Origin of the sequence: Bifidobacterium colobi (assembly GCF_018555455.1) — a bacterium.
Taxonomy (GTDB): domain Bacteria; phylum Actinomycetota; class Actinomycetes; order Actinomycetales; family Bifidobacteriaceae; genus Bifidobacterium; species Bifidobacterium colobi.
Window position 1 is genome coordinate 249551 of the sequence record NZ_JAFEJU010000004.1, and the last position, 23079, is coordinate 272629.

A 23079-nucleotide genomic window follows, 5' to 3' on the forward strand; every position below is an offset into this window, starting at 1 on the left:
ACGAACGACACTGTGAAGGAAGGGGAGTGAGATGGCAGCTGAACTGCAGATGATCGCCGACCGTTGGATGATGGTCAGCCGCAGGCTCGTCAACTGGGGCTCCTACGAGGGTTATCACGAGTTCCGCCCCTCCACGGATTCCACCCTCCCGGTGACCTTGCTCGCCGGCGCCAGTGAATCCGGCAAATCCACATTGGTGGATGCGCAGATCTCCCTGCTTTACCCGACAGGCACGCCGTTCAACAAAGCATCCAATTCCGGGCGTTCGGAACGCAGCGACTACACATATCTGCGGGGCATGATCGGCGTGGGCAGCAGCGAGCATGGCGACGAACCCATCTACCTGCGTGGCAAAGACAAAGTGACCGGAGCGCCGCAGGCGGTATGGGGCGCCATCGTGGACACCTATCGGAACCAGACCTCCGGGCAAATCCTGTCCTGCGCCAAATTCCTGTATCTGATGCCCGGCGATGGTCGCGCCGACGTTCGCCGCCAATACGCGGTCTGGGGCAAGCCCATCGACCCGAGGCTCATGGACCAATATCGTGAATCACCGTTCACGCCCGGCCAATTGCGCGACACCTACCCCGACTGCCTGACCTTCCCCAGTGCTGAGGCCTTCCACAGTCACATCTGGTCGATCATGGGCCTGAGCGAGGAAGCCTGCCGACTGTTGCATAAGATCCAGTCCGCGGACGCACCATCCAAGCTCGACGACATCTTCAAACAAGGCGTGCTCGGCGTACCGGAAGCATTGGAACTCGCGCGCGCCACGGTCGAGGATTACGAACGCTATGACGCGAACTTCCATGCGATGGAGGAGAAAACCAAGCGCATGGACGCGTTGCACGGCATCCAGGATGCCTATGGCGAGTATGCCAAAGCCAACCAGCGCGTACATATGTTCGACACTGTTGCAGGCGGCGATGGTGAGGCGGCTTCGGCGCCCTTGCACGATTGGGCCATGACGCGCATGCGCGCGGAAGTCAGTGCACAACTGCCTGTAGATCGCAGCGAAGCACAAGCCTACGAGTCCGAAGCGCGCAACGCGCGACGCAATGCCGAAAACCTGCGCAGCCGCATCGACATGATCCGCAGCCAGATGCAAGGACTCGATGGCGGCAACCTCACTCGCCTCGAAATGGAACTGGACCAAGCCAAGCGAGCGTTGGAGGAGACTGAATCCACCCGCAAACGCATCGAACAAACGTTCGCATCCATTGATGAACAACTACCCGTCAGCGAACAGGTATGGACCGAACGACGCATCAACGCCGTGGAATTCAAGCGCACCTATGATGACCGCGTCAGCGCATGCGAGGAGCAGCTCGCGGCAGCCATGAACACGCGAGCAGCAGCGCGAGATGCGCTCGAACGATTGCAACGCGACTATGATCGCCAGAAATCCCAGCGCACCCGCATCACCCAGCACATGGATGAAACCCGGGCGATGCTGGCACGCGCCACCGGATTGACTCCGGCGGACCTCCCGTATGTGGCCGAACTCATGGACGTCAAGGAAACCGACGAACAATGGCGCATTGCCATGAACGTAGCCTATGGCTCCTTCGCGCAAACCATTCTGGTAGACAAACGTTATGAACAAGGCTTCGCAGCCAAAGTCAGCACCATCGACCCGCATGCGATGAGCCGGCGCACCTGGCAATTCGTAGACACCACACGCGACTATGCAGCCGACGGTAAGCATGCCGACGTTGACGAATCCGCACACGCAGAAGACGACTGGCTCTCCGGCAAACTGCGTTACCGTGAAGACTCGCCGTTCGCCGGATGGCTGCGCTCGCAGACCCAAGCCGAACGTTACGATGCACTCTGTGTGAGCACCATCAATGACACCGACCGCACCACCCGCCAAGTGCAGACGGACGGTCAAATCAAATCCGGTGCACGCGGCCAGCACGGCATCAAAGACCGAGCGCAAGTCATCGGATTCGTCAACGAAGCTTATCTGGATAATCTCAAGCAGCAAATCGATCAATCCCAAGAGGAATTGCATAAGGCAAACGCCGATTACACAGCAGCCAAGCAACAATCGGACAAACTGCATCGCGAACTCGAACTCGCCAACCAGCTCGCCTATACATCCTGGGAGCGCATCGACATCGATGGAGCGCGCAAGGCCATCGCGGATATCGAAGCTTCCATTGCCTCCATCAAGAACGATCCCAAGCTCGCCGAACTTGCCGCTCGCAAGGATGAGTTGACCGCTGAACTGGAGCAATTGGACGAACGCCGCATGCAAGCCGAACAGTCTGCAACCTCGGCCTCACAGGCTGTGGAAGCGGCACTCCTGTGGCTGAATCATCATACGGATACAACGCAAGAGCAGACCGGTGCGGAAACTTCGACTACGCCGGCTATGCCGAACGATGTGACTGCCGTTCTGGCCGAAGCCTATGAGAATCGTTTCGCTGGCTTGGAAGGTGCGGCGATGCGAGCGCATATGATCATCGGTGCGGGAGCTGCCTCGTCTGATTTCGCCGAGCGTGTGCTCACCGGCATGGTCAAGGATATCGACGCGCGTATCACCATGCTGAAGGCGCAGGCTTCCGCGGCACGTACGGCCGTCGAATCGAAGATGAGCGCCTACATCGGCATCTGGGCGGCGGATGATGATGCGCTCACCGCCAGCGTGGAAGACTACCGCTACTACCTCGATGAGCTCGAAAGTCTTACGCAGCTGGCCGCCACCACGGCCACGGAAGCCGAATACCATCGTTGCCTCGACCAGTTGCTGATGAGCTTCCTGACCATCAAGCGAGCCATCGACACCGATGCCACCGACATCCATGACCAGCTCGACCGCATCAACGCCATGCTCAAAGGCCAGCAGTTCGGCCCCAAGCACGGCAGCCTGTCCCTGCAGGCGGATGTACGCAGACCGGAACGCACGTTCTCCAGCCAGCTCACACGAGCCATCGGCATCTTGAACGATTGGAAGAGCACTGACGGAGCATCGGATGATTCGGCAAAGCGCACCGAATCCCGCCGTGCTTTCGCCGCTTGCGCTCCAATGGTTGCGTTGCTGAAGGACGAGCTCGCTCAAGTCAAGGATGCGAACGGCATCAAGCAATACGGCGCCCGCAACCTCGACCCGCGTTGCCGCTCCTCGTTCTATGCCATCGTGCACCATGCGGACGGCCCGGACGAGCGCATCACTTCGACCGGCGGCCGATCAGGAGGCGCATTGCAGGAGCTCACCTCGTTCGTCTATGGCGCTGCATTGATCTACCTGCTGGGCGGCGGCATGGAGAACCGCTTGAAGCCGAGTTATACCACACTGTTCCTCGATGAGGCGCTCATCAAGGCGGACGGCCGTTATACGCAACGTGCGTTGAGCGTGCTGCCACGACTTGGCTTCCAGGTCATCGTCTCCGCTCCGGAAAGCAAGACCGGCGAAATCCTTGAGGTGTCCACCAAAGCCTACGTGACCTACAAGGATCCTGACACCGGCCTCACCTCCCTGCGCGAAGCCAGCTTGGATGGCATCGACGAAGAGGATATGAACGCGACTGAAGCGCCGCAATCCGTATCCGAATAGTTTGTGATGCAGCTAGAGGGGTGAAAAGGATATCCAATCATGACTGGTATGAACGATGACAGTAAGCCAGCTGATGGCGTGCATTCACTGAAGCGCCGGGATAATGAACGCACTGTAGCTGGCGGGCATCGCAGAATGCGGCGAGCGGATCGGGAGATCGTCGATTTCACACAGATAGGTGAGATCATCAGCCGCTGCGACATCGTTGATGTCGCATAGCCGCATGCATACTCAACGGATTGCATAGCGGAGTGCTTCCTAACAAATAATCATGCTTCGCCATCAAGTTCTTGCTCATGCGAGGCGATGGCGGTTTCTACATCGCGCAGTCGGTTGCGTAAGACAGCTTCGATATCGATCCCCTCGGATTGAGCATGGCGTACGATGGCGAGGATCTCATCGGCATAAGTCGAGGCCTTCGAATCAGAAGGATTCGTTGTGATTGGTGAATCCGATGTGTCTTCTTCGTTGTAATTCTGAGCATCATTCGTTTTGATCGCCTCATCGAAGACGGCGAGTAGGTCATCCTTGTGCGCTGATTTCATGATGCGTGAAACCACTTTGGCCGCTCGCGGCAACGCACCTTGCGCATGCGAGATGCCTTCGAGCACGGACTTGCGATGCTTCTCCTGCTGTTTCATCCGTTCCCACAGGGCGAGCGTCTCCTCCGGGGAAAGCGTAGTCCCGTTTACTTGTGCCTCATCGTCTGCATCAGCGACATCATCATCAGGCTCGAAGACGTGTGGATGGCGGGTGATGAGTTTGTTCACCAGACGATCAGCCACCTCGTCAATGTCAAATGGATCGGTTGAGTCGGAAGCGCACACCCGTGCTTGGAACACCGACTGCAGCAACACGTCGCCCAGCTCCTCGCGCATGTTATCTCTGTCGTTCGTCTCCACTGCATCCACATACTCGTAGGTCTCCTCGAGCAGCGGTTTGAGCAGCGAACGATTCGTCTGCTTGCCATCCCAAGGGCATCCGCCCGGCGAATACAGAATGTCCACAATGGCTTTGACCCGCTCCAACGCACTCGGAGCCTGTGCTACTGGTTTCAGCTTCGAGCACCGTTCAAAGCCAGCCGGTAGACGATATCCGCGTTGTTTATTCGAAGTCTGCTCTTGGATGCATTCTGTGCCGCTATCCATGCTGTTTTTCCTTTCACTCGAACCGTGAATCTGCCTGCTCTAGACATACCAATTATGGCTATGCGTCGAAGAAACGAACTTATTGAAGTGCTTTGGAGGGGGAAATAATGGATTGTGGATTAAGATTCAGACTAGTTGCACATTAATTTGCGCATCATACGGGCGAATCTGGCCAGACCGGAGTTTTCAAGCCGCTCCAGTTCTTCCTGCATGGTGCGCGGCGGATGCTTCTTTGATAAGACCAGTTCGTTCATGGCTTTGATTGTACGTTCCGGATATGCCTCGGCGACATTAGTTAGAAACGCGTCAGGATGACGGGCGGATAATCCGATTTTAGCGAGTTGGTTCGCTGGAAAGTCCTTCAGATTGAAAGTGACGATCACATCCACATCGCCGTTATAGGCTGCGGCCGGCAATACGACCTCACCGGTCGTCCAATCCACCTTGGCTAGCGACCTCGCGCATGTTTTCCAATGATTCATGACTGTGGGATTCCGACTTGTTGCGGTAGGCGATGACCTGCGCGCGGGAAACCATGCGATTGCCTTTCGCACCGTAGCGCACGAATGGAATCTCGCCGGCGTCAAGCATGCGGGCAACTGTCTTCGCCGATACGCCGAGAATCTGTGCGGCTTCGCCGGTAGTAATCATCTCTGCCGAATTGTCATCGTGCACGATGGCCGCAAACGCGCGACGCAGCTCCTCCGCATCCAACGGGTACGCTTTGCCGTCGCCCGTGGTGATGTATGCGGATCCTTTGCTGATTTGGGAAATGGGAATTGCCTCGAATGTGGTCATGGCTGATCCTTTCCTGAAACCTTATTCTCAGCCTACCTCAGACCAGACATTTCGGCAATATTGGACATATCGGACAATGAGCCGATTCTGATATACGAGGGCGCGACGCGATTTATCGCGGTGCCCTCGTTCGATTGCCTTGCACTGCCGGTCATTGTCTTACAGTTCAGCCTGCTCCCATCGTGCCGGTAGCGGGATGCTACGTGTCGGGGTGACGCAGGCGAGCAGTAGGCCAAGACCTGCACAAGCAACGACCAGTATCATGACCGCGTGGAAACCGAGCCCGGGTGTCTGTAACAGCCAGCCGACCAGTGCCGGCGTCAAAGCTCCGGGAATGCCGATTGCGGTTTCGAATACGGTAGACACTCTTCCTTGCATGTCATCCGGCGTGCGTCCGTAGATGAAGCCGAGTTCGCCGGCATTCAGCGCGGGGAACAGCAGGGAAGCCATCACCATGCATACGACGATTACACCGTATGAGTCGGTGAACAGCAACGGTATCATCGCAACCGTAAACACGGCAAAGGTGAGCATGATGAGCTTGCCGGTCGGAATATGATCGACCAGCCAGCCGGCAGCCAGCGAACCAATCAATGCGGCAATGCCTGTGGCTGTGCCGACCATGCCGATAAGCGCAGCGTCCGTACCGCGTGAGGCAAGCATGATTTGTACGCCGATGATGCTTCCGCAGCAAGCGACGTTGATGACTGCTCCTTGGACGATGGCTGCAAGAACCGTTCGTCTGGTTAACGTCCATCTCCAGCCCTCAAGAAACTGGGCAATGAATGACGAATCCATTGTCGGGTCACTGACGATTTGTCGATTCGCCAGACCGCTCTCGGCTGTCCCTTTCGTCTTCCTCGGCAATGCCAGTGCAGTGAGCGCCGCTGCCAGATACAGCACTGTGGACGCGAGGAACGGGCACCAACCGGCGATCCTATACAGCAGTCCGCCGATCGCCCCGCCGGACAGTTCGACGCAGGATTCACGTGCTTCGCGTATCGCCTGCGCCTTGGCGAATCGTTCCATCGGCACAATTGATTTGAGCATCGCGTCATTGGAAGGTCCAAGTAGACCATTCATAATCGCAAACATAATGACGAACATCATGAATAGTGCTGCATTCATCATGCCAGAAGCGAGAAGAACGGTCGCTGACATAGATAACACCATGCCGACGATTCCGAGCAGAATCATCAGCCATCTACGGTTGTACCGGTCAGCTATCGCGCCACCGATGGACATAAGCACTAGCCCTATAGCGGATTCGATAGTGACCAGTAGCCCCGAGATAAAAGCGGAGTCGGATAAAGCCAGACCAATCAGCGGTATGGCAAACGTACGAAGACTGACTGCGAAAACATCGGCAGTGTCGGCAATGAACCAGTTACGGTATGCGGCCAAGCGCCACAGCGAACGAGGATTTTGCGCGGTTTCGGTGGTGGAGTGATTGGATCGGTGAATATCGGTGTTCATGGTGAAACTCGTTTCATGACTGCCATGAACGGCACGCGAAAGCCAATCGAATTACGGCTGGTTATGGCATCGCACATCGCGTTCATGGGATGCGTTCTGAAATCAGGCATAACAACAAATCGCGCGAGCCTTAATTAGCTCGCAGCGATAGAGGAAACGGCAGGAAGACGAACCGTCAACCCGCTTAGTCGTATGCGAACGATTCCAGAACGTTGTACATGCAAGTCTCCTATGACCGATGAAGTGCTACGAAAAATCCTCGATGATTGGTTCCGTAGCGATACCTATGGATTCCATGGTAATCGGTCGGGAATAGCAAAACGCCATCATTTGGAGTGCCTCTGAGAATAGTGATCAGGAGTCAAACCGACCAAACACAATGCGCGTACAGTGGCAATCATGTTGGATCACATCACGTTGCATGTACAGGATATTGAACGCAGCATCACGTTCTATGAAAAGGCGCTCGCACCACTGGGATACATCGCCAAGGCGCATCACGAACCGACGATCGGCTTCGGCGTGGACGACGGAACGCCTCATTCCGATTTCTACGTTTCTCCGATGGATGATACGACAACCTCGCCGGTAACCCATATCGCATTCCTCGCTCCCGATCCTGAAGCCGTGCAAACGTTCTACCGGGCCGCGCTCGCAGCCGGTGGTCAAGACAATGGGGCACCTGGTCCACGGCCTTACCATCCCGGCTACTATTCGGCGTTCGTTCTCGACCCGGACGGCAATAACATCGAGGCCGTGGTCGACTGGGCCGGCTGGTTTGAAAAGCGTCAAGAAAACTGAGTACTATCAGCGGTAACGCGTGGACAGTGGGGAACAGCCACGCTTGGAGGGGAAAAATGCAGACGCTTCAAATACTACATTCTGAACGTGGCCGTGTGGTGGCTGCAGCAGGCATGGTGATAGTCGGCTCGTTGGGCATCCAGACCTCGTCGTCACTGTCGGCATCGTTGTTCGATGCGTTGGGGCCGATTCCGGTCAGTTCGATGCGCATGCTCGTCGCCGCAATCGTCATGCTTGTGCTTGTTCGCCCGAAACTCACGGACCGGTCGAAAGACGAATGGGTGGGCATCGTGGTCTATGGGCTGGCGATGGCAGCGATGAACATCTGCCTGTACTCGGCCATTGACCACATCCCTATGGGCGTGGCCGTCACCTTGGAATTCCTCGGTCCCTGCGTGGTTGCCCTGACCGGATCTCATCATTGGCGAGAAGGACTGTGCGCGCTGGTCGCACTGGCGGGTGTGGGATTGATCTCGTTCACGCCGGGAGGCTACTTCAACCCGGTGGGATACCTGTTCGCGCTGGGGTCGGCCTTCTGCTTTGGTTTGTACACGCTGTTCGCGGACAAGGTCGGCAAGGCGGGCACCGGATTGGATGGACTGGCCCTGTCGGTCACGGTCGCGGCTCTCGCCACTATGCCGGTGTCAGTCGGTCATGCCACGCATGCGACGCCCGCTCAATGGGGCGTCATCGCCGCATCGGCCCTGCTGGGAGTGACGATTCCCTACACGATGGATACGTTGTCCGGGCGTATCACGTCGGCACGGGTGGTCGGCACACTATTCTCCATTGACCCGGCCATGAGCGTGATTATTGCCTCGTTGATCCTACGACAGGCCATCACGCTCACGGCTGTATTCGGCGTTATCGTTGTTTCCCTCGCGGGGGCTCTTCTTGTATGGGTGTCCGGAGGCAATGGCGGGAATGGAGAATCTCATGAAGAATCTTCCGAAGCTGAATGAGCCAATCCTTCTGAATCAGAAATGAAAGAGACGGAATGATGATTCGTATCGCTTCAATCGAACCACGGTGGTTCGAGGAGAAGGCACAGGTGCAGTCCCAGACATGGAGGGAACTCAATCAGGGGCATATCCCGCAGGAGATCGTGGACGTTATCACCCCGCAGTTCGCACTGAAACTCACCGAAGCTCATGTCAAGTATCCGGATCAAGTTACGTTGGTGGCTATCGATGACGGACATGTGATTGGATTCGCTGAGATGTTGCGCACGCCGCGTCCTCCAGCCGATTGCTCTCAGGTTGCAGAACTCGCATCGCTGTACGTACTGTTCGGCCGACACAGGCAAGGTATCGGACGTATGCTGGTCGAAGCTGGCAAGCGGGCCATCGGTAACGATCGGCTTGTCTTGTGGGTTGCCGAGTTCAACACCAATGCACGAGGTTTCTACCGACATATCGGTTTCCATGAGACTGGCCTTACTCAGGCCGAGGATTTAGGGCTAGAAATCGAGATGGTGAACCACTAACGGCTTCCTATTTGAGGGATAGAAAACTCTTTTTCATGTTTGTACGTAATACAGTTGCGCGGATGAGGAAACAGATTCAATAAGCTAATACTCATACAATGGAGCCTAAGATGCTAATAGATGAGATTTGGAGGCTGCCATGGCAAGAATCGGCATGAGTAACCTGCTGGAGGCTAACGGTCTTCGACTGGGATATACGGCAAAAACTGTTACGGTTACTGAGCCGGCGACTGGATTCAAAATCGTGTTCAACAACGACGGTACGGTGCGTAGCAATACATTCCCTCCTGAGTCGTTTCCTCTAGTGGAAGGATATTTCAAACGTTCCTACCCATTTGTGGAGGATGCGCGCGAAGTGGACCGCGAATATGCCTGAGATATGGTTTGAAGACGTCGCCGGTTATGAGTTTTACGTGACCAGCAATGACGGCGGTCATGGCGTACATTTTCATATCAAACGCAACAACTCGTACCGGCTCGCCAAATTCATATTGACTGCCGATGGGGATGTAATCGTAGATTCAACTACCTTGGATGCCAAGACAACACGAAAAATCCAGTTATACATACGCCGCAATTGGAATGGCTTTGTACAGGCTTGGCGTAGTTTCTTCGGCAATTGCCATTTCGACAAGTAGCGGAAGTCGATATGTCTTTGACGAGTGAGCAGCGGGCGGCGACCATTCGCGAGTTCCGTGAGAATATGGCATTGCTGGGATTGACTGCAGAACAGATCGGTGCTGATTTCGGGGTTTCCGGTTCGACCATTGAAAACATCATCGAGTTACGGTCCGGCGTGCTCGAGTACCCGTGGATCGTACGCCGTTACCTGCTCGACAAGGCCGCCGCCGCTGGCGTGGAACCAGTGCCCTTTACTGCATTACGCGGTGACCCCCACGATTATTGGTTCCTTGATGACCGAGTCATAGATGCGAACAAATTGGATTGACTGGCCTTTGCTGCATGTCCATGCTCGCAACTTGTTCTGATACATACCCGTAGCTATTCGACATACCTCGTTCACCATCTGTTCACCTTACCTATTACAATCTTCCGCCGAACCGTAACGAGAAGAGCGGAGGGATAGCCATGTTCATGGCAGATAAGGAAACGGTGGATAAAGCCAGCGGCATGAAACATTACGCCGGTCTGGCAGTATTCTCCTCGGCGGTCGGGCATGCGCTCGACGGCCTTGATCTGATGATTCTGGGCTTCGCGATGTCCGGCATCATGGCCAGCTTCAACATCGACAAGACCACGGCAAGCACGCTGACTACCATTACGCTGGCCGGCGCATTCCTGGGCAGTCTGGTGTTCGGACGTCTGGCAGATAAGTACGGCCGTATTCGCGTACTGACCTATTCGGTGATTTTCTTCGGTGTGTTCACACTGTTCTCCGCGTTCGCGCCGAACTTCTTCCTGATGGCACTGTTCCGCTTCCTCGCCGGCGTGGGTATCGGCGCTGAATTCGGCATCGGCATGGCCATCGCAGCCGAAGCCTCCAGCCCGGCCAACCGTGCCAAGGCCACTTCCGGCGTGGGCCTCGGTTTCCAGGTTGGTGTGCTGCTGGCTTCACTCCTGAGCGCCCCGATCCTGACCGCCTTCGGTTGGCGTGGCTTGTTCGCCATCGGCATCGTGCCGGCCATTGTGGCCATCTTCATCCGTGTGTTCGTGCCTGAACCGCCGCTGTATCTGAAGCACCGCCAGACTGCCAAGGAGCATGGCTCGATTCGTCAGCTGTTCTCCACGCCGGAGCGTGTGCGCTTCTCCATCGCCATCATCATCCTGTGCACCGTGCAGAACTGCGGCTACTTCGGCATTATGACCTGGTTGCCGAGCTACCTCAACACCGAATTGAACCTGTCCCTGACCTCCACGGGCATTTGGACCGCCGTCACTGTGCTCGGCATGATGCTCGGCATCTCCGTGTTTGGCTTCCTTGCCGATCATCTTGGCCGTCGCCCGGCATTCTGGATCTTCCAGATCGGCGCCGCCGTCATGGTGGTGATCTACAGCCAGCTCAAGGATCCGACCGCGCTGTTGGTTGGTGGCTTCTTCATGGGCATGTTCGCTAACGGTATGATCGGCGGCTACGGCGCGCTGATCTCCGAACTGTTCCCGACCGAGCTGCGCGCCACTGCACAAACTGCGCTGTACAACACCGGCCGATTCATCGGCGGCGGCCTCGGTCCGGTCGTCATTGCGGCCATCGCCACCGGTCACGGCTTCGGTTTCGCACTGGCCACCATCGCATCCATCTACATCATCGCGTTCATCACGATGTTCTTCATTCCCGAGAAGAAGGGTGTTGCGCTTGAGTAAGCGCTACGCGTAATTGCTGATGATTTACCAAGGCCTTGGATACATTATCCGAGGCCTTTTTCATACGCTTGGTACGCATCTGGCTTTGAACACGCCATCGAACATGCGTTCGACTGTAGTCGGGTGTTCGGGTATTCTTGGGGCAGATTGCAATGTGCGAGCGCAGCGTTCAACGCTCGCATGTGAACGTACTTGACAGGGAAGGCGGGATTGCGGTGGCGGCAACGCAGACTGGCACAAAGCGCACGACTGGGGGAGCGAAGGCCGGCAAGGGCAAGAATGGTGAGGTCATCGTTGAGAAGGTTATGACCAGCGATTCCTTCCTGAGCCGCGAGATTAAGAAAGCGCCGCTGATCGAACATGATGGTTCTTTGGTGGCGGATATCTCCCATATCCCCAACGATCTGAAAATCACGATCCAGGGCGCGCGTGAGCACAATCTGAAGAACGTGAATTTGGCGATTCCACGCAACCGTATGGTGGTGTTCACCGGCTTGTCTGGTTCCGGCAAATCCTCGCTGGCGTTCGACACCCTGTTCGCCGAAGGCCAGCGCCGATATGTGGAATCCCTGTCTGCCTATGCGCGCCAGTTCCTAGGACAAATGGATAAGCCCGATGTGGATTTCATCGAAGGCTTGAGCCCGGCCGTCTCCATCGATCAGAAAACCACGAACCGTAATCCGCGGTCCACTGTGGGTACGATTACTGAAATCTATGATTACCTGCGACTGCTGTTCGCGCGTACCGGTGTGCCGCACTGCCCGGAATGCGGTGAGCCGGTGGCCTCGCAAACCCCGCAGCAGATTGTGGATACGCTGCTGGATTACCCGGAACGTACGCGCTTCCAGATTCTTGCCCCGGTGGTCAAAGGCCGTAAAGGCGAGTTCGTGGACATGCTCGAGCTGCTGCGCTCCGACGGTTACGCCCGCGCGCTGATCGACGGAGAAATGAAGCAGCTTTCGGAAGACATTAAGCTCGCCAAGCAGAAAAAGCACACCATCGAAGTGGTAGTGGATCGTCTGGTGATCAAGGACGGTATTCGCCAGCGCTTGACCGATTCGGTGGAAACCGCCCTGAAACTCGCCAACGGCAGCATCGTCATCGACCTCGTGGACGAGGAGGAAGGCTCTCCGGCCCGCCGTCGACCATTCTCCGAGCATCGCAGCTGCCCGAACGGCCACACCCTGGAGCTCGATGAAATCGAGCCGCGCACCTTCTCCTTCAACGCCCCCTACGGCGCATGCCCGGCTTGCACCGGTCTCGGTTTCAAGCTGGAAATCGATCCGGAACTTGTGATTTCCGATCCGGAGAAGTCGCTGGCCGAAGGCGTCATCGAACCGTGGAGCAATACGAAGATGACCTCCCAGTATTACGGCCACGTGCTCGAAGGCTTGGCACGCGAGATGGGCTTCTCGATGAAAACCCCGTGGAAGGACCTGCCGGAGGATGTGCAGCATGACATCCTCTACGGCCACGACTTCAAGGTGGACGTCTCCTACCGCAATCGTTGGGGTCGTCTGCGCGAATACTCCACCGGTTTCGAAGGCGTGGTGCGTACGCTGATGCGCCGCCACGACGAAACCGACTCGCAGTCCATGCGCGAATACTACGAATCCTATATGCGCGAAGTGCCCTGCCAGGTATGCCATGGGCGCCGTCTGAAGCCGGAAGTGCTGGCGGTCACCGTGAAAGGCAAATCCATTTTCGATGTCTGCGATATGCCGGTGGTCCGCGAACTCGCATGGGTCAACGGCCTGAAACTCGAAGGTTCGGCACAGCTCATCGCCGGGGAAGTGCTCAAGGAAATCAAGGCACGTCTTGGATTCCTCAATGATGTCGGCCTTGATTATCTGACGCTCTCACGCGCCGCTGCCACACTCTCCGGCGGCGAAGCGCAGCGTATCCGGTTGGCCACGCAAATCGGTTCCGGTCTGGTCGGCGTCATGTACGTGCTCGATGAGCCGTCCATCGGCTTGCACCAGCGCGACAACGAGCGTCTGATCGAGACCCTGCACCATCTGCGTGACCTCGGCAATACGCTCATCGTGGTCGAACATGACGAGGATACGATTCGTCAGGCCGACTGGCTGGTGGATATCGGCCCCGGTGCCGGCGAACATGGCGGCGAAGTCATCTACTCCGGCCCAGCAAAGCATCTGATTGAAGCAAAGCGTTCCATCACCGGCGATTACATCGCACATCGCCGAGAAATCGCCGTTCCAACCCATCGGCGCAAGGTCAACAAGACCAAGATGCTTAAGGTGGTTGGTGCACGTGAGAACAACCTGAAGAACATCAACGTAAGCTTCCCGCTTGGTGTCCTCACGGTAGTCACAGGCGTCTCCGGCTCTGGTAAATCCTCCTTGGTGAACACGATCTTGTACCCGGTGCTTGCCGACAAACTCAATGGCGCACGCATCGTACCTGGCAAACATACGCGCGTCGAAGGCGTCGATCAGGTGCGCAAGGTGATTCATGTGGATCAGAACCCGATCGGCCGCACGCCGCGCTCCAACCCGGCCACATACACCGGCGTGTGGGATAAAATCCGTACGCTTTTCGCCAAGACGCCGGAAGCCCAAGTGCGCGGCTATGGGCCGGGCCGATTCAGCTTCAACGTCAAAAGCGGTCGATGCGAAGCCTGCCACGGCGACGGCACGCTGAAGATCGAAATGAACTTCCTGCCGGACGTGTATGTGGAATGCGAAACCTGCCACGGCAAACGCTACAACCGTGAAACCCTTGAAGTGAAATACAACGGCAAAACCGTGTCCGACATTCTCGACATGCCCATCGAGGAAGCCGCCGACTTCTTCAAGGCATACACCGGTATTTCCCGCTACCTGAAGACGCTGGTGGACGTGGGTCTCGGCTACATCCGTTTGGGCCAGCCTGCCCCGACGCTCTCCGGCGGTGAATCGCAGCGCGTGAAGCTCGCCACCGAACTGCAACGCCGTTCGGACGGCAAGACCGTATATATCTTGGACGAGCCGACCACCGGTCTGCACTTCGAAGACGTCAACAAACTGCTCAAGGTACTGCAATCCTTGGTCGATAAAGGCAATACGGTGATCGTCATCGAACATAATCTCGATGTGATCAAGGAAGCGGATTGGCTGATCGATCTGGGACCCGAGGGCGGCGACGGCGGCGGTACCATCGTCACGCAGGGTACGCCTGAGCAGGTGGCCGAATGCGCGGATTCCTGGACCGGCAAGTTCCTCAAGCCAATGTTGTGACCTGAGGAGGGGAAGATATGCGTTGTGCGACACACTCACGGCCGTTCGGCCAAGCCTACGGTCTTACAACGCATATTTTCCCCTCCCGATTCGTTCCAATCAATAAAGCTCGGCAAAGAGGAGCAGGATTATGACGAACGATATTGAACGGCATAGTCCGGATGAGTGGCGCAAAACCGCTTCGGCGCTAATGTCTGAACATGCGAACAATGATGCAGCGCCCGGAAACGGGGGAGCGGCGAACGTCAATGTGAACGGTGCGCCACTACTCGGGGATACACGCGACCTGTTCCGTCCGAAAACCTCGGATATTCCAGCCAAACCAGGCGTCTACAAGTGGCGTGACGGTGAAGGCCGGGTCATCTACGTGGGCAAAGCCAAGAACCTGCGCAATCGACTGACCAATTATTTCCAGCCGTTGTACCTGCTGCATCCGCGCACGCAAACCATGGTGCTCACCGCTCGCAGTCTCGAATGGACCGTGGTCGGTACAGAATTGGAATCATTGACGCTGGAATACACGTGGATCAAGGAATTCGATCCACGATTCAATGTGCAGTTCCGTGACGATAAAACCTACCCATATCTGGCTGTCAGTACGGGTGAGCGAATTCCGCGAGTCTGGGTCACTCGTTCGCGCAAACGTCGCGATACACGGTATTTCGGACCGTATGCCAAAGTATGGGAACTGCGGCACAGCTTGGATAGGCTCTTGCGCACATTCCCGGTACGCACCTGCACGCCCAACGTGTTTCATAAGGCTGAATTGACGGGTCGCCCGTGCCTCTTCGCATCCATCGGTAAATGCTCGGCGCCATGCATCGGACGAATCACTCCCGTCGAGCATCGTAAACTTGCCGAACAATTAGTCGGCGTGATGACCGGACGTCTCGGTCGCTCATACATCGCCCAATTGACCCGAGAGATGAAAGAGGCCAGCGCCGAACTTGAATTCGAAAAGGCGGCACGTCTGCGCGACCAGATTCAGATGCTGGAAACCGTGGTACAGCAGAATGCAGTCGTGTTCGATCAGGATGTCGATGCGGATGTATTCGGTTTCGCCAGTGATGAGTTGGAAGCCTCCGTGCATGCGTTCTATGTGCGTGCAGGAGCGATTCGTGGCGAACGCAACTGGAGTGTGGAACGCGTCGAAGACATCAGCGACGGCGATCTGATGGCCGACCTCATCGTACAGGTGTATTCGGATGCGGCCGGGAGCGCTACACCAACCAAGCAGACTCACGAGGGCGCGGCATCCATCCAGGAGCAACGTGAAGCCATCGGATCCACGCAAACCATCACCGCCACCGATGCCGTCGCACGCGCAAAAGCGACCCGCGAACGGAATACGCGTCAGGAAGTCACTGGTCGCGCTGATCTCCTGGCACCTATCGCACCAGTGCCACGCGAAATCATCGTGCCGGTCGAGCCAAGCCGACGAACAGAACTGGAGGAATGGCTGACCAGCCTGCGCGGGGGAGCGGTCGGCATTCGCGTGGCCTCGCGCGGCGACAAAAAGCAGCTCATGGATCGAGCCAACGAGAACGCGAACCAAGCACTGCAACGCAGTAAGCTCAGCCGAATCTCGGATATGGGTGCCCGCACACAGGCCATGAACGATGTCGCCAAAGCATTGTTCCTACCCGAGGCGCCGCTGCGCATTGAATGCTACGACATCTCCAACACCGTCGGCGGTGCTTTCCAGGTGGCTTCGATGGTGGTGTTCGAGGATGCGATAGCCAAGAAATCCGAGTATCGCCGCTTCGCCATTCGCGGCAAGGACGGCAAAGGCGCGCTCGATGATCTATCGGCATTGCACGAAACCCTGACCCGACGGTTCAAGCACGGCAACATTGCCGGCGACTCAGGCGAAAGCATGGACGCCGAACAGCGAGTCGCAGCAGCCAACGCATCAACTTCCACTGGAACCGGTACTGCTACGGGACCGAACAGTATTGCGCAAGCCGAGGAGACCGTACAGCAGAACACTGATCGCCATCATTTTGCCTATAAGCCGAACCTTGTGGTGGTCGATGGCGGCAAGCCGCAGGTGATGGCAGCCGCCAAAGCCCTGGCGGATTGTGGCGTCGATGATGTGGCCGTATGCGGGCTCGCCAAGCGACTGGAAGAGGTTTGGGTGCCGGACGATGATTATCCGATCATTTTGAAACGTCAGTCCGAAGGCATGTATCTGCTGCAACGCGTACGTGATGAATCCCACCGTTTCGCCATCACCTACCACCGCCAGCAGCGCAGAAAAGGCGCATTGCGCAGCGCATTGGATGATATTCCCGGAATCGGCGAAAGCTACCAGAAGAAACTACTCAATCATTTTGGTTCCGTCAAAGCCATGCGCGAAGCCAGCGTGGATGATTTCATGAAGGTCAACGGCATCGGCAAAGCCAAGGCGGAGGCATTGGTAAAAGCGTTGCATGTCGATCAGTCCGACGAATCGGCACAGGATTGAACGGTAATCTGAATGTTGCGAGCCTGCTGAGGTGGACGGTTTTTCTCATACCGTAACCGGATCTGCCCATAACTTCGGTTAGCATGGGAAGAAGTTGAAGGAGGGGTTATGATCAACCACCGTTGCGCGGTACTTGGCAAGCCGATTGCACATTCGCTTTCGCCGGTACTCCATAACGCCGCATATCAGGCATTGGGTTTGGATGATTGGTTCTACGACAAGCATGAGGTTGGTGAAGACGATCTCGACTCGTTCCTCAAATCCCTCGACCCCGCATGGGCGGGACTGAGTCTCACCATGCCATTGAAGAAAACGATCCAGCCCTACGGTGTGCCCACGAATCTATGGGCCAAAGAACTGAAGGTGGCCAATACCGCCATCTTCGACTGGTCGCAAATCACTGATGATCCGGCTTGGCCGCACGGCAAACCCGCCATCAAGTTGTACAACACGGATGTGATTGGCATCCAACTGGCGTTTGATCATGCCAATAGGGAACTCGGCGAGCATCACAAGCCCGACCATGCCGGCAACGCGCTGATCATCGGCAACGGCAACACCGCCACATCCGCTCTGGCTGCCTGCTGCATGATGCCGGAAATCGGCCATGTGACTGTGGCGGCTCGCCATATTGGCAAAAACACCGCGCTTCAGCCGCTTGCGGAACGATATATCACATCGCAGGCACCGTATCGTGAAATCGATTTGGCTGATACGTCATCGCTGATTGATGCCGCACAAAACGCCACGTACGTGATCAATACGATTCCAGGTCACGCTGCCGATGGCATTGCGGATGCGCTTACCGCTGCTCATCCCGGCTCTCTCAATGGGCTATTGCTGGACGTGGTCTATGATCCCCGCCCCTCCAAGCTCATCGAAGCATGGCGCGCCAACAACGGCAACGCGATTGGCGGTGAGGAGATGCTGCTCTATCAGGCACTGATTCAAGTGCTGCTCATGACCGGCATATGGGATAACGATCCGCCGAGCGACGCCGACAATCGACTGCAGGACACCACCACCGAAGACGACCAATTGGAGATAGCCATGCGTCATGCGCTTGAGGAGGCCTTGTGATGGATATTGAGACACCTCATTCCACCGTAAACCAACAGCAGACCGAGCATTCGGCCAGCACTGCTGCGGCGAATACTCCGAGCCCGGCGGAAGGATTCGAAGTCCTGCTGATTACCGGCATGTCCGGTGCAGGCCGTTCCCGTGCCGCCGGCACCGTGGAAGATATGGGCTGGTATGTGGTCGATAACCTGCCGCCCAAACTGCTCGTACCGCTCGTGGATATGATGACCACTTCAGGTTCCGACGGTGGCATCCATAAGCTCGCCGCGGTCATCGATGTACGTTCGCGTAGCTACTTCGACGATCTGGCAGCCGTACTCAGTCATTTGGATGATCTCGGCGTCAAAACGCGAATCCTCTTCCTCGATGCCAGCAATGACGTGTTGATCAAACGATACGAATCCGTACGCCGCCCACACCCGCTGCAGCACGGCAACCGTCTCATCGATGGCATTCTCGAAGAACGTCATTTGTTGAGCCATCTCAAGGAGCGCGCCGACTGGGTCATTGACACCAGTGCGCTCAGCATCCATCAGCTGTCCACCAAATTGTATGAGACGATGCTTGGTTCGGGACCCACCACCGTGGCCGTGCATATCTTCAGCTTCGGATTCAAATACGGCACTCCCATCGATGCCGATTTCGTGGCCGACGTGCGCTTCCTGCCGAACCCATTCTGGGTGCCCAGCCTGCGCGAACTCACCGGACACGACAAACCGGTTGCCGATTACGTGCTTTCCAGCAAAGGTGCCACAGAGTTCCTGGACGCATATGAGAAGGCCATCGAAACCGCGCTCGAAGGGTACGCTCGCGAAGACAAGCACTTCGTGACCATCGCCATAGGATGCACCGGCGGTCAGCACCGATCGGTGGCGATGAGTGAGGAATTGGCCCGCAGATTACGCGCCCACGGGCTGAAAGTCACCGTGTCCGCACGCGAACAGCATAAACATCACTCATCCTGAGTGACCACACTGCGAGAAAGTAGAGCCCGAAAACCCCATCGAACGGGTTCGCTTGTCCACGAGATTAGGTATCACAGTAAGCCGATGGCTTCCGGCGTGCGACGGCACGAAGCGGCTGAAGCATTGGGAAGAACGAGACTGTAGGAGGTTGGATCTTGGCTCTTCTGGACGATGTCAAAAGCGAGTTGGCAGCTTTTGAGGGTGACTCGCCAGCCGCGATCAAGGCCCAAGCGGCGGCCATGATTCGTTTCGGCGGCGGATTGCGCCCCGTACAGAACTCATACGTGATTCAATCCGTATACACGTCGCTTGACGCAGCCGAATGGCTTCGCAACACGTTGAGGAACGTTTTCGGCCATGAAGCCGAAATCAAGCATCTGACCCGTCAGACGCCGAACGGACCGGTGGAGACCTATGTGGTGCTGGTGACCCGCAATGTTGTGGCGCTTGCATTGCAGACCGGTTTGGTCGACCGCCGCAAGCAGCAGGTGCATGGTCTGCCGGCCGAAGTGGTCAACGGTTCGATCGCCCAGATCAAGGCCGCATGGCGCGGTGCGTTCATGGCCCGTGGTTTCCTGTCTGAACCGGGCAAGGCAAGCTTCCTGGAGATTGCATGTCCGTCCGAGGAAGCGGCCATGGCATTGTGCGGAGTGGCTCGCCGTCTCGGCATTCAGGCCAAGCATCGCACGCTGCGCAGCTCCGAGCGCGTAACGCTCAAGGACCCCGATGCAATCGAACGTATGCTCAAGCTGATGGGAGCGTCCCGTTCTGCTCGCGAATGGACCGGCAAGCGTTCCGACGGAGAGACCCGCGGCAAGGCGAATCGTCTGGCCAACTTCGATGATGCGAACATGCGTCGCAGTGCCAAGGCGGCGGCCGAGGCCAGCGAAAAGGTGCAGCACGCATTCGAGGTGTTGGGCGACAACATTCCGGAGAACCTGCGTCAGGCCGGTCAGCTGCGTATCGATCATGTGGATAAGAGCTTGGAAGAGCTTGGTAAGATCGCGGAACCGCAGATCACCAAGGATGCCATTGCCGGCCGTATTCGTCGTCTGCTCCAGCTCGCCGAGAAGGTCGAGAAGCAGCGCGCAGCAGAAGCAAAATAATCGTCGCATCCCGGCATTCCGTCGGGTTATAACGAAATCGCAACACCGCATTCGCCTTGTGGGGCAATGCGGTGTTTTGTTCTTCAATGCCTGTAATATGCAAATTGGCAAAACTGGCCACTTTGGCGTTGAACGTCAAGGAAAGGATATTCATGAAGACACTCAAGGATCTTGGAGATCTCAAGGGCAAGCGCGTTCTGATGCGTGCTGATTTCAACGTCCCGCTGGACGGCACCACGATCACCGATGACGGTCGTATCAAGGCCGCCCTGCCGACCATCAAGGCTCTGCGCGAAGAAGGCGCAAAGGTCATTCTGATGGCTCACCTCGGCCGCCCGAAGGGCAAGGTCGTTCCTGAGCTGAGCCTGGCTCCGGTTGCCGCCCGCCTCGGTGAGCTGCTCGGCATTACCGTGCCGCTGGCCAAGGACACCTACGGTGAGGACGCTCAGGCCAAGGTCGCTGCCATGAACGACGGCGACGTTGTGCTGCTCGAGAACGTTCGTTTCAACCCGGAGGAGACCAGCAAGGATCCGGCCGTGCGCGCTCCGTACGCCAAGAAGATCGCCGCCCTCGGCGAGGTCTTCGTTTCCGACGGCTTCGGTGTTGTGCACCGTGCTCAGGGTTCCGACTACGATGTGGCTGCCGATCTGCCGGCTGCCGCAGGCCTGCTGGTCGAGAAGGAAGTCAAGGCACTGTCCAAGGCCACCGAGAACCCGGAGCGTCCGTTCACCGTGGTGCTCGGCGGTTCCAAGGTCTCCGACAAGCTCGGTGTGATCGAGAACCTGCTCGACAAGGCCAACCGTCTGGTCATCGGCGGCGGCATGGTGTTCACCTTCCTCAAGGCCAAGGGCTACGAGGTCGGCACCTCCCTGCTCGAAGAGGACCAGCTCGACAAGGTCAAGGGCTACATCGAGACCGCCGAGAAGAACGGCGTCGAGCTCGTACTGCCGACCGATATCGTCGTGAACCCCGGCTTCCCGGCTGGTGACACCCCGGTTGCCCCGGAGGTTGTGGCCGCCGACGCCATCCCGGCCGACAAGATGGGTCTGGACATCGGTCCGGAATCCCAGAAGCTGTTCCACGACAAGATCGTGGACTCCAAGACCGTGGTGTGGAACGGCCCGATGGGCGTGTTCGAGATTCCGGAGTTCGCCGCTGGCACCAAGGCCGTGGCCCAGGGTCTCGTCGACGCCACCGCAGCCGGTGCGTTCACCATCGTCGGTGGCGGTGACTCCGCTTCCGCCATGCGTAACCTCGGCTTCCCGGAGGACGGCTTCTCCCACATCTCCACCGGTGGCGGCGCTTCCCTCGAATTCCTTGAGGGCAAGGAGCTGCCGGGCCTGAAGGTTCTGGAGTAGTAGCCTCAAGTGGTTCATATAGGCTCCCCTTCATCCAAGGGGAGCCTATTATGTTGAAGGGGAAGAAAGGATGAGCATGGCGTCAAAGCGCATTCCATTAGTGGCCGGCAATTGGAAGATGAACTTCAATCATCTGGAGGCCACCTATTTTGTGCAGAAGCTGGTCTGGCTGCTGCGAGACGCGCATTTCGACTTCAAGCGCTGCGAGGTCGCCCTGTTCCCCTCCTTCACGTCGCTGAGAAGCGTGCAGGTGCTGGTGGAAGCCGATAGGATGCACATCAACTATGGCGCCCAATCCGTATCCGTCACCACGCAAGGCGCGTTCACCGGCGATGTTTCCGCGGATATGATCGCCAGCCTCGGATGCAAGTATGTGATCGTCGGTCATTCCGAACGTCGCAAATATCATCCTGAAGATGATGCGAACATCGTCGATCAGGTGCGCGCGGTGCTTGCAGCCGGCATGCAGCCGATTCTCTGCGTGGGCGAAAGCTTTGAGGAACGTCGCCAAGGCATCGAACTCGATTTCGCAGTCGGTCAGGTCCATGATGTGACCCGCGATCTGGACACCGAACAGGCCAGTAAGCTCATTGTGGCCTATGAGCCTGTCTGGGCCATCGGCACCGGCATGGTGGCCACGCCGCAGACTGCGCAGGAAGCCGCCAACGCCATTCGCAATGATCTGCGCGCCACGTTCAACCAACAGGTGGCCGATAGCGTCCGCATCCTATACGGCGGTTCGGTTACTTCAAAGAACGCCGCCGAACTCATTTCCCAGCCGGATGTTGACGGATTCCTGATTGGCGGCGCTTCACTGAACGCCGAAGAACTGTCGAAAATCGCTCGTTTGGCATTGAAAACCACAAATTCGCGGGTCTAATGCTACTGTTTTCCAACAGATGCGCTATGCTATTCATCAGTTAATTGGACTCGGAGGTACCCTGTGACCGCTCTTAAGATCACGCTCGAAGTTATTGTCGTCGTGCTCAGCTGCTTGCTGACCCTGCTCATCCTTATGCATAAGGGTAAGGGTGGCGGCCTTTCCGATATGTTCGGTGGCGGTCTCACCCAGAATGCCGGCACCTCCGGTGTTGCAGAGAAGAACCTGAACCGTTGGACCGTTATCATCGCCCTGATTTGGGTTGCCCTGATCATCGGTCTCGACATGATGACCAAGTTCAATCTCGGCTGATTACTTGTATATGTGGCATACGACCCATGACCGTTGATTCGGTCATGGGTCGTATGCATTTCAATCGGTAGTATCGCAC

Annotated in this window: 21 protein-coding genes; 17 read left to right on the plus strand and 4 right to left on the minus strand. The window is 57.0% G+C overall.

Annotated features, from left to right (window positions below; translation table 11 throughout):
• Window positions 1-31 precede the first annotated feature (31 nt).
• Together JS530_RS07380 and JS530_RS07385 are read left to right on the plus strand one after the other, a co-directional pair.
• On the plus strand, window positions 32-3562 hold the full coding sequence (locus tag JS530_RS07380; protein WP_214376544.1) for an ATP-binding protein: 3531 nt from the start codon (window positions 32-34) through the stop codon (window positions 3560-3562).
• Window positions 3563-3601: 39 nt separating this feature from the next.
• Complete coding sequence (locus JS530_RS07385) at window positions 3602-3781, plus strand: hypothetical protein (protein WP_214376545.1); 180 nt, start codon at window positions 3602-3604, stop codon at window positions 3779-3781.
• A 50-nt stretch (window positions 3782-3831) separates the two neighbouring features.
• Here JS530_RS07385 and JS530_RS07390 read toward each other — a convergent pair whose 3' ends face one another.
• The 4 genes from JS530_RS07390 to JS530_RS07405 form a co-directional block, all read right to left on the minus strand.
• Window positions 3832-4710, minus strand: a complete 879-nt coding sequence (locus JS530_RS07390) for a nucleoside triphosphate pyrophosphohydrolase (protein WP_214376546.1) — start codon at window positions 4708-4710, stop codon at window positions 3832-3834.
• A 131-nt stretch (window positions 4711-4841) separates the two neighbouring features.
• A complete protein-coding gene (locus JS530_RS07395) occupies window positions 4842-5153 on the minus strand; it encodes a VapC50 family PIN domain-containing toxin (protein WP_214376547.1) in 312 nt (103 codons plus the stop codon).
• Entirely contained in the window at window positions 5134-5508 is a 375-nt protein-coding gene (locus JS530_RS07400; protein ID WP_214376548.1) for a helix-turn-helix domain-containing protein, read from the minus strand. Before JS530_RS07400 ends, JS530_RS07395 begins: the two co-directional genes overlap by 20 nt.
• A 159-nt stretch (window positions 5509-5667) precedes the next feature.
• Window positions 5668-6984: an MFS transporter gene (locus tag JS530_RS07405; protein WP_214376549.1), complete on the minus strand. Its 1317-nt coding sequence runs from the start codon at window positions 6982-6984 to the stop codon at window positions 5668-5670.
• A gap of 399 nt (window positions 6985-7383) precedes the next feature.
• On the opposite strand from JS530_RS07405, the gene JS530_RS07410 reads away from it, so the two are divergent.
• The 15 genes from JS530_RS07410 to secG all read left to right on the plus strand — a co-directional run bounded on the left by JS530_RS07410 (window position 7384) and on the right by secG (window position 23000).
• Complete coding sequence (locus JS530_RS07410; RefSeq protein WP_214376639.1) at window positions 7384-7785, plus strand: VOC family protein; 402 nt, start codon at window positions 7384-7386, stop codon at window positions 7783-7785.
• Window positions 7786-7880: 95 nt separating this feature from the next.
• Window positions 7881-8747, plus strand: coding sequence for an EamA family transporter (locus tag JS530_RS07415; protein ID WP_342590061.1), 867 nt, complete (start codon window positions 7881-7883; stop codon window positions 8745-8747).
• 35 nt (window positions 8748-8782) lie between these two features.
• The gene (locus JS530_RS07420; RefSeq protein ID WP_214376550.1) at window positions 8783-9271 is read left to right on the plus strand and encodes a GNAT family N-acetyltransferase; all 489 of its coding nucleotides are present in this window, start codon (window positions 8783-8785) and stop codon (window positions 9269-9271) included.
• Between the two features lie 139 nt (window positions 9272-9410).
• Window positions 9411-9647: a hypothetical protein gene (locus JS530_RS07425; protein ID WP_214376551.1), complete on the plus strand. Its 237-nt coding sequence runs from the start codon at window positions 9411-9413 to the stop codon at window positions 9645-9647.
• Window positions 9640-9909, plus strand: a complete 270-nt coding sequence (locus JS530_RS07430) for a DUF4160 domain-containing protein (RefSeq protein ID WP_214376552.1) — start codon at window positions 9640-9642, stop codon at window positions 9907-9909. Before JS530_RS07425 ends, JS530_RS07430 begins: the two co-directional genes overlap by 8 nt.
• 11 nt (window positions 9910-9920) lie before the next feature.
• Entirely contained in the window at window positions 9921-10220 is a 300-nt protein-coding gene (locus tag JS530_RS07435; protein WP_214376553.1) for a DUF2316 family protein, read from the plus strand.
• A gap of 146 nt (window positions 10221-10366) precedes the next feature.
• Complete coding sequence (locus tag JS530_RS07440) at window positions 10367-11593, plus strand: MFS transporter (RefSeq protein ID WP_214376554.1); 1227 nt, start codon at window positions 10367-10369, stop codon at window positions 11591-11593.
• 209 nt (window positions 11594-11802) lie between these two features.
• Window positions 11803-14832 (plus strand): excinuclease ABC subunit UvrA, encoded by a 3030-nt coding sequence (gene uvrA / locus JS530_RS07445; protein WP_214376641.1) that lies wholly within the window; start codon window positions 11803-11805, stop codon window positions 14830-14832.
• Between the two features lie 130 nt (window positions 14833-14962).
• The gene (gene uvrC, locus JS530_RS07450; protein ID WP_214376555.1) at window positions 14963-17299 is read left to right on the plus strand and encodes an excinuclease ABC subunit UvrC; all 2337 of its coding nucleotides are present in this window, start codon (window positions 14963-14965) and stop codon (window positions 17297-17299) included.
• A gap of 108 nt (window positions 17300-17407) precedes the next feature.
• On the plus strand, window positions 17408-18379 hold the full coding sequence (locus tag JS530_RS07455; protein ID WP_214376556.1) for a shikimate dehydrogenase family protein: 972 nt from the start codon (window positions 17408-17410) through the stop codon (window positions 18377-18379).
• Complete coding sequence (rapZ, locus tag JS530_RS07460) at window positions 18379-19344, plus strand: RNase adapter RapZ (RefSeq protein WP_214376557.1); 966 nt, start codon at window positions 18379-18381, stop codon at window positions 19342-19344. The genes JS530_RS07455 and rapZ overlap by 1 nt, the downstream gene beginning before the upstream one ends.
• A 155-nt stretch (window positions 19345-19499) precedes the next feature.
• Window positions 19500-20450, plus strand: a complete 951-nt coding sequence (gene whiA / locus JS530_RS07465; protein WP_214376558.1) for a DNA-binding protein WhiA — start codon at window positions 19500-19502, stop codon at window positions 20448-20450.
• Window positions 20451-20602: 152 nt separating this feature from the next.
• Entirely contained in the window at window positions 20603-21808 is a 1206-nt protein-coding gene (locus JS530_RS07470) for a phosphoglycerate kinase (RefSeq protein WP_214376559.1), read from the plus strand.
• A 76-nt stretch (window positions 21809-21884) separates the two neighbouring features.
• A complete protein-coding gene (tpiA, locus tag JS530_RS07475) occupies window positions 21885-22688 on the plus strand; it encodes a triose-phosphate isomerase (RefSeq protein ID WP_214376560.1) in 804 nt (267 codons plus the stop codon).
• Between the two features lie 63 nt (window positions 22689-22751).
• Window positions 22752-23000: a preprotein translocase subunit SecG gene (gene secG, locus JS530_RS07480; protein WP_033890868.1), complete on the plus strand. Its 249-nt coding sequence runs from the start codon at window positions 22752-22754 to the stop codon at window positions 22998-23000.
• Window positions 23001-23079 lie beyond the last annotated feature (79 nt).